Annotated in this window: 14 protein-coding genes and 1 pseudogene; 9 read left to right on the top strand and 6 right to left on the bottom strand. The window is 71.9% G+C overall.

Annotated features, from left to right (window positions below; translation table 11 throughout):
• Window positions 1-106: 106 nt before the first annotated feature.
• From CCN42_RS07950 to CCN42_RS07930, 6 genes are all read right to left on the bottom strand, one after another.
• The gene (locus CCN42_RS07950) at window positions 107-1,006 is read right to left on the bottom strand and encodes an ABC transporter permease (RefSeq protein ID WP_086170544.1); all 900 of its coding nucleotides are present in this window, start codon (window positions 1,004-1,006) and stop codon (window positions 107-109) included.
• On the bottom strand, window positions 993-1,784 hold the full coding sequence (locus CCN42_RS07945) for an ABC transporter ATP-binding protein (protein ID WP_086734077.1): 792 nt from the start codon (window positions 1,782-1,784) through the stop codon (window positions 993-995). The genes CCN42_RS07950 and CCN42_RS07945 overlap by 14 nt, the downstream gene beginning before the upstream one ends.
• A 34-nt stretch (window positions 1,785-1,818) precedes the next feature.
• Window positions 1,819-2,925, bottom strand: coding sequence for an ABC transporter substrate-binding protein (locus tag CCN42_RS07940; protein ID WP_086734075.1), 1,107 nt, complete (start codon window positions 2,923-2,925; stop codon window positions 1,819-1,821).
• Between the two features lie 118 nt (window positions 2,926-3,043).
• Complete coding sequence (locus tag CCN42_RS46070) at window positions 3,044-3,145, bottom strand: putative leader peptide (RefSeq protein ID WP_366459963.1); 102 nt, start codon at window positions 3,143-3,145, stop codon at window positions 3,044-3,046.
• A gap of 118 nt (window positions 3,146-3,263) precedes the next feature.
• Window positions 3,264-3,722, bottom strand: coding sequence for an RrF2 family transcriptional regulator (locus CCN42_RS07935; RefSeq protein WP_086734073.1), 459 nt, complete (start codon window positions 3,720-3,722; stop codon window positions 3,264-3,266).
• A gap of 97 nt (window positions 3,723-3,819) precedes the next feature.
• A complete protein-coding gene (locus CCN42_RS07930; protein WP_086734071.1) occupies window positions 3,820-5,046 on the bottom strand; it encodes an acyl-CoA dehydrogenase family protein in 1,227 nt (408 codons plus the stop codon).
• A 586-nt stretch (window positions 5,047-5,632) separates the two neighbouring features.
• On the opposite strand from CCN42_RS07930, the gene CCN42_RS07925 reads away from it, so the two are divergent.
• The 9 genes and pseudogenes from CCN42_RS07925 to CCN42_RS07885 all read left to right on the top strand — a co-directional run bounded on the left by CCN42_RS07925 (window position 5,633) and on the right by CCN42_RS07885 (window position 13,223).
• Window positions 5,633-6,763, top strand: a complete 1,131-nt coding sequence (locus CCN42_RS07925; RefSeq protein ID WP_086734069.1) for an LLM class flavin-dependent oxidoreductase — start codon at window positions 5,633-5,635, stop codon at window positions 6,761-6,763.
• Window positions 6,760-7,287, top strand: coding sequence for a GNAT family N-acetyltransferase (locus CCN42_RS07920; protein ID WP_086734067.1), 528 nt, complete (start codon window positions 6,760-6,762; stop codon window positions 7,285-7,287). Before CCN42_RS07925 ends, CCN42_RS07920 begins: the two co-directional genes overlap by 4 nt.
• Window positions 7,284-8,228 carry an ABC transporter substrate-binding protein gene (locus tag CCN42_RS07915; RefSeq protein WP_211294650.1) on the top strand — a complete coding sequence of 315 codons (945 nt, stop codon included), beginning with the start codon at window positions 7,284-7,286 and terminating at the stop codon, window positions 8,226-8,228. The genes CCN42_RS07920 and CCN42_RS07915 overlap by 4 nt, the downstream gene beginning before the upstream one ends.
• 3 nt (window positions 8,229-8,231) lie before the next feature.
• Window positions 8,232-9,170 carry an amino acid ABC transporter permease gene (locus tag CCN42_RS07910; RefSeq protein ID WP_107427557.1) on the top strand — a complete coding sequence of 313 codons (939 nt, stop codon included), beginning with the start codon at window positions 8,232-8,234 and terminating at the stop codon, window positions 9,168-9,170.
• A complete protein-coding gene (locus tag CCN42_RS07905; protein ID WP_086734065.1) occupies window positions 9,167-9,931 on the top strand; it encodes an amino acid ABC transporter ATP-binding protein in 765 nt (254 codons plus the stop codon). The genes CCN42_RS07910 and CCN42_RS07905 overlap by 4 nt, the downstream gene beginning before the upstream one ends.
• 48 nt (window positions 9,932-9,979) lie before the next feature.
• A complete protein-coding gene (locus CCN42_RS07900) occupies window positions 9,980-10,960 on the top strand; it encodes an ABC transporter substrate-binding protein (RefSeq protein ID WP_086734063.1) in 981 nt (326 codons plus the stop codon).
• A gap of 36 nt (window positions 10,961-10,996) precedes the next feature.
• Window positions 10,997-11,554, top strand: coding sequence for an NADPH-dependent FMN reductase (ssuE, locus tag CCN42_RS07895; RefSeq protein ID WP_086734061.1), 558 nt, complete (start codon window positions 10,997-10,999; stop codon window positions 11,552-11,554).
• Between the two features lie 63 nt (window positions 11,555-11,617).
• Window positions 11,618-12,049, top strand: a pseudogene (locus CCN42_RS07890) (LLM class flavin-dependent oxidoreductase); the annotation flags it as partial.
• Window positions 12,050-12,335: 286 nt separating this feature from the next.
• On the top strand, window positions 12,336-13,223 hold the full coding sequence (locus tag CCN42_RS07885; protein WP_086734057.1) for a glutathione S-transferase C-terminal domain-containing protein: 888 nt from the start codon (window positions 12,336-12,338) through the stop codon (window positions 13,221-13,223).
• Window positions 13,224-13,269 lie beyond the last annotated feature (46 nt).

Raw genomic sequence — 13,269 nt, 5'->3', positions numbered from 1 at the left:
AGGAGACAGGAGAGTCGAGCTGTGGCGTGGACCACTTGCCGGGTCACAGCAGTGTCACAGGACGGCCGCCCCGGTCGATGCCGGAGCGGCCGTCGGGCCGAAGCCGTCAGTTCTTCACCAGCAGACCGCGGCCGCGCAGCACCCGTCGCTCCAGCGGACTGAAGATCAGCAGATCGATGGCGATGCCCACCAGCAGGATCAGGAAGATCGCCAGGAAGACCTGGGACATGCTGGCGTTGTTCCGCCCGTTCTCCAGCAACTGGCCGAGGCCGACGCCGAGGTCGGGGGAGGAGGCGATGATCTCGGCGGCCATCAGCGACCGCCAGGAGAACGCCCAGCCCTGCTTCAGTCCCGCCAGATAGCCAGGCAGCGCGGCCGGCATCACGATGTGCCGGGCCCCTTGCAGCCCGGTCGCGCCCAGCGTCCGCCCGGCGCGCAGGAACAGCGGCGGGATCTGGTCGATGCCCGCGACCAGGCCGTTGGCGATGGACGGGACCGCGCCGAGCAGGATCACCGCGTACATCATCGAGTCGTTCAGACCCAGCCAGATCACCGCCGGGGGCACCCAGGCGACCGAGGGCAGGGACTGCAGCCCGGACAGGATGGGGCCGATGGCGGCCCGGACGAAGCCGATCCGGGCGACCAGCAGGCCCAGCGGGGTGCCGATGGCGAGCGCCAGCAGGAAGCCGAGCAGGCCGCGCGAGACGGACGTCCAGATGTAGTCGAGCAGGGTGCCCTGGAGCCAGGAGGCCTCCACCTCGTCCCACACGGCGGCCGGAGAGGGCAGCTTGTAGTCGGGCGCCACCTTCGCCCACACCAGCAGCTGCCAGACCACCAGCACCAGCGCGACCGCGGTGACCGGCGGCAGCACCTTGCGCAGCAGCGTCTCGCGCAGTGGCGTACGGCCGACCTCGACCGAGTCGAGGGCGTCGAGCCCGGCCTCGAGGCCGGCCAGGTCGCTGCCGTCCTTGCCGGGGGCGTCGACGGGCGTGTCAGTGCTGGCCATGGCGGCGGATCTCCCCACGCAGTTCTTCGGTGATCTCGGCGGACAGTTCGGCGACCGCGGTGTCCTCCAGCCGGCGCGGCTGGGGGATGCCCACGGTCCACTGGCGGGCGATGCGGCCCGGGCGGGAGGACAGCAGGACCACGCGCTGGGCGAGCCGGACCGCCTCGCGGACGTTGTGCGTCACGAACAGCACCGACAGGCCGGTCTCGCGCCAGATGCGGGTCAGCTCGTCGTGCAGCACGTCCCGGGTGATGGCGTCCAGCGCCGCGAACGGCTCGTCCATCAGCAACAGCCTGCTGTCCTGGGCGAGGGCCCGCGCCAGCGCCACCCGCTGGCGCATGCCGCCGGACAGTTCGTGCACCCGCTTGCGGTGCGCGTCCCGCAGCCGGACCAGCTCCAGCAGACGTTCCGCCTCGGGGCGCCGCTGCGGCTTGGCGACGCCGCGCAGCTTCAGCGCCAGCTCGATGTTCTGACCGGCGGTCAGCCACGGGAACAGGGCGTGCTCCTGGAACATCAGGGCGGGCCGGCCGTCCGTGGCGATGGAGCCCGCGGACGGCCGGTCCAGCCCCGCGACCAGGTTGAGCAGGGTGGACTTGCCGCACCCCGAGGCCCCCAGGAGGGTGACGAACTCGCCCGGTGCGACATCGAGGCTGATGTCGTCCAGGACCAGCTGCTGCCCGGCCGGGCCCGGGAACGATTTCGAGACGTGCTCGATCCGGGCGGCATGCCGCACCGCTGCTGTGGCGTGCTCCTCGACCGGGGCCGACACGGTGGCCATGGTCGTCACCTCCTGGGAACTGATCGGGATGGGGTTAACGGACGCCGAGACCGGCGTCGTCGACCGCTGCCTTGCCCTCGGCCTTCAGGACCTTGTTGAGCAGGGTGAGGTCGTAGATGCCCGTCAGGTCGGGCTTCTCCAGCAGGCCGGCCTGCACCGCGTGCTCGGCCTGGCTGTCGAGGGTGGCGGCCAGCGGGTCGTCGAGGAAGGTGATCGACTTCCAGGCCGGGTCGATGACCTCGGCGGGCAGCGCCTTGCCGGAGTCCCGCTTCAGCGCCTGGTTGGCGACGGCCTTCGCCTTGTCGGGGTTGGCGTTGATCCAGGCGTTGCTCTTCACGGCGCCGCGCAGCACGGCCTCGACGACGTCCGGGTGCTTGTCCAGGAACTCCTGGGAGACGATGATGTTCGTGATCACGAACTTCTTGTCCGGCCACAGGTCGGCCTCGTCGAGCAGGACCTTCGCGCCCTCGGCGACCAGCTTGGACGCGGTCGGCTCGGGCACCCACGCACCGTCGATCGAGCCGGCCTTGTAGGCGTCCGGGGTCACCTTGTTCTCGGTGCGGACGACCGAGACGTCGCCCTTGCCGCTCTGCGCGTCGACCTTCCAGCCCTGCTCGGCGATCCAGTTGAGGAACGCCACGTCCTGGGTGTTGCCGAGCTGCGGGGTGGCGATCTTCTTGCCCTTGACGTCCTTAAGGGACTTGATCTTGTCGGGGTCGACCACGAGCTTGACGCCGCCCGACGCCGAACCGGAGATGATCCGCAGGTTCTTGCCGCCGGACTTGGTGTAGCCGTTGATGGCGGGGGAGGGGCCGATCCAGCCGATGTCGATGGATCCCGAGTTGAGCGCCTCGATCTCCGACGGGCCCGCGTTGAAGGTGGCGTACTTCGCCTCGGTGCCGCCCAGTTCCTTCTGGAAGAAGCCCTGTTCGGCGCCGACCAGGGCGGTGGCGTGCGTGAGGTTGGGGAAGTAGCCGATCCGCACCTCGTCGGTGGACAGCTTCTCGGCGTCCGCCGCGACCTCGGCGCGCTGGTCGTCGTCCGTGGAGTCGGCGCCGTAGCCGCAGGCGGTCAGCAGCAGGGGGAGGGCCGCTATGGCGGCGAGGGCGCGCAGGGCGGTGAGCGGTCGTGCGGCAGACACGGAGGTGTCCTCTCAGGGAAGGGCGATCACGGAGGTACGCGGGTGCGAAAAGAGCGAGGGGCGGCCCAGGGCGAGCACGACAGGGCTCCCGCAGGGTGCCGTGGTGCTGCGGACGGTCTCAGACGAGCCGACAGATGGCGCTGGACGTGCGGCCGAGATCGATGTGGCGACGCGAGGTCAGTCGCGGCAGGACGAGATCCGTGTGGCTGTGCGTGCGCATGCCGGGCCCCCCACGGATTCCTAGTTTTCCTACCTGGTTGCTAGGGATCGTGGCAGAAGCAAGCCCCCGCCCCAAGAGGGCGTTCACATGGTGGACTTTGTCATCCCGAAAGGTGGGATCAGGGGTTCACCCAGGCGTCCGGCGCATGGGTCAACTCCGAGACAGTCGAAGGTAGTTGGGCTGATGCGACATCGGCGAGCGAGACACCTTCCAGGATCTCCCGCACATTGGACCGCAGCGCGATCCACAGGGGCAGCAGTGACTCGGCGGGCCCGGTGTAGGACAGCTCGGGGGGCCGGACCCCGCGCACGGAGACCAGGGGGCCGTCCACGGTGCGGATCACGTCGGCGATGCTGATGGACTCGGCGGGCTTGGCCAGCCGGTAGCCGCCGTTGCCGCCGCGCTGGCTGAGCACCAGACCGCCGCGGCGCATGTCGTTCAGGATGCTTTCGAGGAACTTGTGCGGAATGTCCTGGGCGGCCGCGATCGCCTCGGCCTTCAGTGGCCCCGCGTCGCGTGACGCGGCGAGCTGCAGTGCGGCACGTACCGCGTAGTCCGCCCTGGCTGAGATCCGCATACGTCCATTATCCCGCAGGTCCCGGCCGTGCTCCGCCGCGGGTGGGTCCTCGTACGGCCGGGGCGGGCAGGCCCGCCCCCCGGGAGCCGCCGGCCGGTCAGAGGGGGAGGACGAACGCCGGGTGCGCGCCGTTCAGGAAGTAGTCCCCGACGTCGCGGAGGCGATGGGCGACGGGCTCGTACAGGGTGTGGGTGCGCGCGTTGCGCCAGAAGCGGTCCAGGCCGAGCCGCGCCGGGGTCGATCGGGCGCCGACGATGTCGAGGGCGCGGGCGGTGGAGTCCTGCGCGGCCCGGGCGGCCGCGGCCTCGGCCATGGCCACCAGGACGGCGATGTCCGCATGCTCCTCGAAGGTGAGGTCGTCGCCGAGGGCCAGCCCGGCGCACACGGCGGCCAGCGCCTGGTCGGCGAGGGCGGAGGCGGCGCGCACGAGCACGGTGAGTTCGCCGAAGGCGGATAGCACGTGCGGGTCGTGCGGGGAGCCGACCGGCCAGGCGGGGTGCCAGGGCGCGCCCGCCCGGCTGTAGTCGCGGGCCTCGGCGAGCACGCCCTCGGCCATGCCGAGCCGCAGCTGGACCGAGAGCAGTCGTCCGACCGGCGAGATGAGCGCGGCCCGGGGGGACAGGGCGTCCTCCTCCGTGGACAGCGAGCCGAGGATGTCGTCGGCGGCGACCGGGACGGCGTCGAACTCCACGCTGCCGCCGGCCGCCAGCCGCTGGCCGAAGGTCTCGGCATCGTTGTCGACGCGCACGCCGGGCGCGGCGGGGTCGACCAGGACGGCGACGGGCTCCGCGCTGTCGGCACGCACGGCCCGGACGGCGATGCGGTCGGCCACCAGGACCCCGGTGACATAGCTCTGCCGCCCGTCCAGCACCTGGCCGCCGGCGGTCGGGGTCAGGGCGAGCGCGGGTTCCTGGCGGGCCAGGCCGCCGCCCCAGCACCACTGCTCGGCGGCGGACCGCAGGTCGATGCGGGCGGCGAGCGCGGGCTCGCCCAGGAACCGGGCACTCCACGACAGGAAGGTGTGGGAGCCGAGGAGCTGGGCGATGGCGCCGTCGGCGGCGGCGATCTCCCGCACGGCGGCGTAGGCCGTGGGCCAGTCCGCGCCTCCGCCGCCGAGTTCGGCCGGTATCAGCAGGGTCAGCAGCCCCGCCTCGCGCAGCCGGGACACCTCGTCGAACGGTGCCTTTCCGGCCTGCTCCCTTTCCACCGCGTCGGTGGCGAGGTCGTCCGCCGTCTCACGGGTCACGCGCAGCCAGTGCGCACGGCCGGGCCCGGTGCGCCGGGGCTCCGCGGTCGGTTGGGGCGGTGCGGGGGCAGTGGCCATGTGCCTCATCCTGCGCACCCCCTGAACCACCGTCAATACTTTCCTAGTAAATCGATAGGAAATCTAGGAAAGATGGCTGAGCAGGGACGGGGCGGAGGCCGAAGCCGAACCGTCCGTCATCCGGGCCGCAGTTGACGGGACGCGCGATGTACTGCTCAATTAATCGCATGAACGCCGAGCAGCGCCTGGTCACCCGTGACCACATCGACTTCGGTCGGGTGTGGTCCGCCGCGTGTCGCGCCTGATGCCGCGACGGGCCGTCTGACCGGCCCGCTTCCGCTCTCGGCCGGCCCGTGACGGGCCTGCTTCCGCCCTTCCCGGCTTCCGGTTTCCGGCTTCCCGGCTTCCGGTTTCCCGGTCCTCCGGCTTCTCGGCTTCCCGGTTCTCCGGCGACACCTTGACGCCGACCCCCTTCCGGCCGTGCCGCACCTCCTCGCCCGGGCGACGTCACGCCCGTTCACATCCGTTCGCACCCGTTCACCATCCGGTTCCGCACCGGGGGCCCGCTCGGCCGTGCCCGCATGCCCGCATGCGAGGGGCACGTGCGCCCAGCGCCCCCGGCGAACCCGAGGAAAGGCCATCTCCCATGCCCGTGGAGTTCCTTGGCATCGCCGCCACCAACGACGGCTCCGAGACCACCCCGCGCTCCGGCGCCGCCTTCGACAAGGAGTACACACTCCGTCTCGCTCGCGCCCACGAGGACCACGGCTGGGACCGGGTGCTGTTCGCCTACGGCTCCGGATCGCCCGACCCCGCCCCCGCCGCGGCCTACGTGGCGAGCAGGCTGGAGCGGCTGCAGATCCTGCTCGCCCACCGCCCGAACGTCTCCTACCCGACGTTCGCCGCGAAGACCTTCGCCACCCTCGACCAGATCAGCGAGGGCCGCCTGACCGTGCACTTCATCACCGGCGGCAACGACCACGAGCAGGGCCGTGAGGGCGACACCCTCACCAAGGACCAGCGCTACGAGCGCACCCGCGAGTACATCCGGATCGTCAAGAAGATCTGGACCACCCACGAGCCCTTCGACCACGAAGGCGAGCACTACCGCTTCCACGACTTCGTCAGCGATGTCTTCCCGGTCCAGCAGCCCCGCCCGAACGTCTCCTTCGGCGGCTCCTCGCCCGCCGCGTACGCCGCCGGCGGCGCGGAGGCCGACATCTACTGCCTGTGGGGCGAGCCCCTGGAACGGACGGCCGAGCAGATCGAGGCCGTGAAGGCCGCGGCGAAGGCGGCGGGCCGCACCGATGTGCCCCGCATCCAGGTGGCGTTCCGGCCGATCATCGCCCCCACCGAGGAACTGGCCTGGGAGAAGGCCCATCGCACGGTCGGCGCGATCCGCGGGCGCCGCGAGGCGGGCCTGGTCCGCCACCACCGCGAAGCCGCCCCCCAGAACACCGGCTCGCAGCGGCTGATCGCCATCGCGGAGGCGGGGGAGCGCTACGACCGCGCCCTGTGGACCCCGACCGCCGCCGCCACCGGGGGTGCCGGCAACTCCAACGCCCTGGTCGGCACGCCGGAGACGGTCGCCCAGGCCCTGCTCGACTACTACGACCTCGGTGTCGACATCCTCTCCGCGCGCGGCTACGACCTGCTGGGCGACGCCATCGACTTCGGCCGGCACGTCATACCGATCGTCCGCGAGGAGGTCGCCAAGCGCGACGCCGAACGCGAAGCGGCACGCGAGGTCCAGCCCCTGGCGGCGGTGCAGGGATGACCTCCGCACCGGAACTGACGGTCGTTCACGTCGCGGTCTCCGACCCGAGAGTACGGCCCCTGCTGCGCGAACTCGGCGACGAGTACTCCCGCCGGTACGGCAAGGACGCCCACGAGGAGCTGGCCCGCTACCCCGACGAGGAGTTCACGGCGGCGCACGGAGGTGTCCTCCTGCTGCTCCTCGAAGCGGGCGAGCCGGTCGCGGGCGGTGCCTTCCGCCGCCACGACTCGGCCACCGCCGAGCTGAAGCGGATCTGGACGCACTCCGCGCACCGGCGGCGCGGCCTCGCCCGGCGGGTCGTCGCCGAGCTGGAACGCGAGGCCGCCGACCGCGGCTACCGGCGGGTCTTCCTGACCACCGGGCCCCGCCAGCCCGAGGCACGCGCCCTGTACCTGGCGACCGGCTACACCCCGCTGTTCGACACGGGCGCCGACCCGGAGACCCTCGGCCCGCTGCCCTTCGAGAAGCACCTGCCGCCGGCCCCCCGTACCACCGCACCGACCCGAAAGGCGGCCACCCAGTGAACCTCCGAGGCACCGCGATCCGGCTCGGCGGCGCGCTGCTGCCGGTGCTGGCGCTCACGGCCTGCGGCTCCGGCGGCACGCCCGGCACGTCCCCGGTGGGCGCCCAGGCGTCCCCCGCGCCGACCGACGACCCGGTGGCCGACGTGCGCGAGGTGGAGTCCATCGCCGCGCTGCTGCCCGCCGACGTACGCGCCGCGGGCACCCTGCGGATCGGCAGCTCCGTCGGATTCCCGCCCGGCGCCTACTACCCGAACGGCTCGGGCCGGGAGCCCGAGGGACAGGACATCGACCTCGCCGACGCGGTCGCCAAGGTCCTCGGCGTGCAACTGGAACGCCAGGAGGCCTCGTTCGAGTCGATCCTGCCCGCCCTGGGCAGCGGCAAGTTCGACGTCGGCACGGGCAACTTCGGCGTCACCGCCGAACGCCTGAAGCGGGTCGACTTCGTGACGTACATCAACGACGGCCAGGGCTTCGCGGTCAAGAAGGGCGGAACCGCGCTCAAGGGCAAGGTCACCGACCTCGCCCAGCTGTGCGGGCTGACCGTCGGCACCGGTGCCGGCACCACCTTCGAGGCCACCCTCGAAGCGGAGAAGGACGTGTGCGCCAAGGCGGGCCGCGAGCCGTACGGCGTGAAGGTCTACTCCGAGAACGCGGCGACCCTCACGGCCCTCCAGCAGGGCCGTATCGACGTGATCATGTCCACCATCAACGGACTGCGCCACCAGGCCGCCCAGCCCGCGTCCGGGACCGTCTTCCTCGGCGAGTACCACCGGCTCGACGTCGGCTTCGCCTTCAAGAAGGGCTCCCCGCTCACCAAGGCCTTCCAGGCCGCGGTCAACCGGCTGATCGAGGACGGCACCTACGCCCGGATCCTGGCCAAGTGGGGCACCACCGCCTCCGCGATCGACGCGTCGCGGATCAATCCGCCCGAGCACAGGTGACCCATGAGCAGCGACACCCTGACCCCGCCCGCGGAGCGGCTGGACGGCCGGCCGTCCGAGTTCACCGTCGTCCCCGCCCGCCACTACGCCCGCTGGGCCGCCGCCGTCGCCGTGCTCGTGCTGGTCGCCCAGTTCACCCACGGTCTGGCCACGAACCCCGTCTGGGAGTGGCACGTCTTCGCCGACTACGTCTTCTCCGAGACAATCGTGCAGGCCGTGTGGGTGACCCTCCAGCTCACCGCCTACGCCACCGTGCTCGGCTTCCTCCTCGGCACCGTGATCGCCTTCATGCGGCTGTCGCACAGCCCGGTGCTCCAGACCGTCGCCTGGACGTACATCTGGATCTTCCGGTCCATCCCGATGATCGTCCAGCTGGTGTTCTGGTTCAACCTCAGCGCCCTGTACGAGCGGCTGGGCGTCGGCATCCCCTTCGGACCGGTGTTCTGGTCCGTCGACAGCAACAGTCTCATCGGCACCATCGGCGCCGCCGTCATCGGACTGACCCTCCACCAGGCCGCCTACGCCGCCGAGATCGTCCGCGGCGGTGTCCTCGCCGTCGACCCCGGCCAGCGGGAGGCCGCCGCCGCGCTCGGCATCCCCCGGCTGCGCCAGATCCGCCGGATCGTGCTGCCGCAGGCCATGCGGGCCATCCTGCCCACGGCCGGCAACGAGATCATCGGCCTGCTCAAGGGCACCTCGGTGGTCTACGTCATGTCGATCGGCGAGCTGTTCTACCAGGTGCAGGTGATCTACGGCCGCAACGGCCGGGTCATCCCGCTGCTGCTGGTCGCCACCGCCTGGTACGTCGTGCTGACCTCCCTGCTCTCGGTCGCCCAGTACTACGTCGAACGGCACTACGCCCGCGGCGCCGACCGCACCCCGCCGCCCACCCCGCTCCAGCGCGCCCGGCGCGCCCTCAAGACCCTGGGAGACAGCCGATGAGTCAGGTGATGGTGGACGTCCACGGCGTCCACAAGAGCTTCGGCCCGCTCCAGGTGCTGCGCGGCGTGGACCTCCGGGTCCGCCCCGGCGAGGTCACCGTGATCCTCGGCCCGTCCGGCTCGGGGAAGTCCACGCTGCTGCGCACCATCAACCATCTGGAGAAGGTCGACCGCGGCTGGATCAGCATCGACGGCGAACTCATCGGCTACCGCCGCTCCGGCGACAAGCTGCACGAGCTGAAGGAGAAGGAGGTGCTGAAGCAGCGCACCCACATCGGGTTCGTCTTCCAGAACTTCAACCTCTTCCCCCATCTGACCGTGCTGGAGAACGTCACCGAGGCCCCCGTCTCCGCCCTGCGCCGCCCCCGCAAGGAGGCCGCGGAGACGGCCCGCCGGCTGCTCGCCCGGGTCGGTCTCGAGGACAAGGCCGACGCCTATCCGCGGCAGCTCTCCGGCGGTCAGCAGCAGCGCGTCGCCATCGCCCGCGCGCTCGCCCTCGAACCGAAGGTGCTGCTCTTCGACGAGCCCACCTCGGCGCTCGACCCCGAGCTGGTCGGCGAGGTCCTGGAGGTCATCAAGGACCTGGCCGCCACCGGCACCACCATGATCGTCGTGACCCACGAGATCGGCTTCGCCCGTGAGGTCGCCGACACCGTGGTGTTCATGGACGGCGGCCTCGTCGTGGAGCAGGGGCCGCCCGCGGCCGTCCCGGACACCCCGCGCCACGAACGCACCCGCGCCTTCCTCTCCAAGGTCCTCTGACCACCCCTCTGACCGTCCTCAGCCCGTCCCGCAGCAAGGAGAACCACCGTGCCCGCCCTCACCCGCCGTACGACCGCAGCGGCCCTCGGACTCGCCGGCGCTCTCGTCCTCGCCGCCTGCGCCAACCCCGACGAGGGCGGCACCACCGAGGTCGCGGACGCCAAGGGCACCACGACGAGGATCAACACCAGCCCCGACCAGGACCGCGTCACCACCGAGAAGGTCGACTCCATAGCCGCCCAGGTACCGGAGGAGATCCGCGCGAGAGGCACCCTGGAGATCGTCGACTCCTCCGGCTCCGCCGCGCCGCTCACCTTCCACGCCACCGACAACAAGACCGTGATCGGCGTCGAACCCGACCTCGCGTACCTGGTCGCCGACGTGCTCGGACTGAAGCCGCACTTCAACACCGTCTCCTGGGAGAACATCTTCGTCGGCCTCGACAGCGCCAAGTACGACGTCGGCTTCAGCAACATCACCGTCACCGAGGAACGCAAGGAGAAGTACGACTTCGCCACCTACCGCGAGGACAACCTCGGCTTCGAGGCGAAGAAGGGCAGCGGCCTGAAGGTCGACGGCCCCGAGGACGTGGCGGGCCGGACCGTCGCGGTCGGCAGCGGCACCAACCAGGAGAAGCTGCTGATCGAGTGGAGCGAGGCGAACGAGAAGGCCGGCCGCGAGCCGGTGGACATCAAGTACTACCAGAACGACAGCGACACCTACCTCGCCCTCCAGTCCGGCCGGATCGACCTCTACCTCGGCCCCAACCCGACCGCCGCCTACCACGCGGCCACCTCCGGCAGGACCGAGGTCGTGGGCACCTGCTCCGGGGCCGGCGCCGGCCTTCAGGGCCTCATCGCCGCCACCACCAAGAAGGACAGCGGCCTGGTGAAACCCCTGGCCGCCGCACTGAACGAGGTCATCGAGAACGGCACCTACGCCCAGGTCCTGGCGCGCTGGGGACTGTCCGACGAGGCCGTGACCAAGTCCGAGATCAACCCGCCCGGCCTGCCCAGGACCGGCGGCTGAACCGTCCCGCCCGTCCCGCACACCGAAGGGTTCACCATGGCCACCGTCCTGTCCGTCTCCGGAAGCCCCTCCGCCACCTCCCGCACCGCCCGGCTGCTGCGCCACCTCGACCGCCGGCTCATCGCCCAGGGGCACGAGGTGATCCCCCTGGACGTCCGCACGCTGCCCGCCGAGGCCCTGCTCGGCGCGGACGTCCGGCACCCGGCGATCGCCGAGGCGGCCGCCCTGTTCGACCGCGCCGACGGCATCGTGATCGGCACCCCCGTCTACAAGGCCGCCTACTCCGGGCTGCTGAAGTCCCTGCTCGACCTGCTGCCGCAGTACGCCCTGGCCGGCAAGACGGTCCTGCCGCTGGCGACCGGCGGCACCACCGCGCACGTCCTCGCCATCGACTACGCGCTGCGCCCCGTGCTCAGCTCCATGGGCGCCGGACACATCGTCCAGGGCTGGTTCACTCTGGACACGGACATCGCGGTGACCGACGACGGCCACCTCTCCGTCGCCCCCGGCGCGGCGGAGGCCCTGGCCCAGGTCGTCGACCAGTTCGCCGCGGCCCTCGACAGCCGTACGACCCTGCTGGCGGCGGCCGGATGAGTGGTGCCCCGCGACCACCGGTGACGGGCGAATGGCCGGAAGCGCGCGTGAGCCCCGCCTTCCACTGGCCGGCTGAACTTCCTGGTCGCCTTCCGGCCGGGCCGCGTCTCCCCGACGCCGGCCGCGCACGTGGCGTCCACCTTCCAGCGGCACAGCGGCGGCCGGCTGCTGCTCGACGTGGTCACGGGCGGGGAGAGCCGGGAGCAGCGCGCGTACGGCGACTTCCTCGACGAGGGCGCCCGTTACGCCCGCACCGACGGATTCCCGCACATCGTCCGGGGGTGGTGGGACGGCCGGTCCGCGGACCTGACGGGGCGGCACCTGCGGGTCGAGGAGGTGCGGCTCGCCAGGCTGCCCGACCCACGGCCCGAGATCTGCTTCGGCGCCTATTCGCCGGTACGCGTCTTTCCGGCATGTGAGACGGCGGGCGGGATCCGGGACGGCCCTCTTGACGGGCTCTCAGGCCCGCCCGACACTCCCTTACAGATTCCCTAGCGGATGGGTAGGAAATGATGGAGCGTCCGGAGTCGTCCACCGGCCGCGCCGTGCGCGCGGGGCGGCCGGCCCTGCTCCTGACCTCCCGCCGCCACATCGATCTCCTGCGTGTCTGCAGCGCGGCGAGCGTGCCGGACTGACCGACGGTCCCCACGCCACCACACCCCCGCGCGCACGGGCGGACGCTGACGCCGTCACGCGTCCCCCGCCCCCCTCCGTGCGCCGCTCGCGCTCCGCTCGCCGCACTCCGCGTACCCAGAAGCCGGCCCAGGATCCAGGGAGACACATGCCCGCCGCACCCTTGACCAGCCTGCCGCCCGCGCCCTCGCTGCGCGGCAGGATCGGCTGCGACGCGAACAGCGGCTACTACGCCGTCGCCCGCCGCTACCGCCTCCACCTCTCACCGTCCTGCCCGCACTCCCTTCGGCTCGCCATCACCCACAGCCTGCTCGGTCTGCACCACACCCTCCCGGTGACCCTGCTGCCGTCCGTGCCCGACGGGCCCGACGGCGGGCACACCGCCCTGCGCCCGCTGTACGAGGCCACTTCGCACCGCCACCCCGGCCCCGCCACGGCACCCGTGCTCAGCGACGACTGGACCGGACGGATCGTCAGCACCCACGCCCCGGACATCCTGCGGGACCTGGCCCGGCACTTCGGCAGCGACCGCTGCGGGCTGTACCCGCGTGGTGCCGAGGCGGAGATCGCCGCCGTCGAACACCTCTGTGAGCACGGCGTCAACGACGCCGCACAGCGCGCCGGGCGGCCCGGTGCCGACGCCGGCGAGCGCCGGACCGCCCTGGCCGTGCTGCTGGGCACACTGCGGCAGTGGGAGGGACGGCTGGGCTTCCAGGAGTTCGTCCTGGGCGACCGGATGACCGTCGCCGACGTCCACGTCTGGGTGACCCTGGTGCAGCTCGACACCGTGCACCGCCGGCACCTGGACGCCGCCGCCGTCCACCGCATCGCCGGCCACCCGCGGCTGTGGGCCTACGCCCGGCGGCTTGCCGCCCACCCCGACTTCGGCCGCCACCTCGACCTGCCGGGCATCGCCCGCCGCCACCACGCCCGCTGCCAGGGGCTGGAGGCCGCCGGTGCGGCGGTGCAGATCCTGGACTGGGCGTCGCACATCGCGGACGGCACCGGCCGGCCCTCCGCGCTCTGTTGTCCCTGATCCCCGTCCCGCCGGGCCCTCCGCCCGAGGGCCCGCCCCCACCCCA

This window comes from Streptomyces glaucescens (genome assembly GCF_002154375.1).
In the GTDB taxonomy this organism is placed as follows: Bacteria; Actinomycetota; Actinomycetes; order Streptomycetales; family Streptomycetaceae; genus Streptomyces; species Streptomyces glaucescens.
Note: the sequence above shows the minus strand (reverse complement) of the source record. Positions and strands in the feature narration are given on the sequence as shown.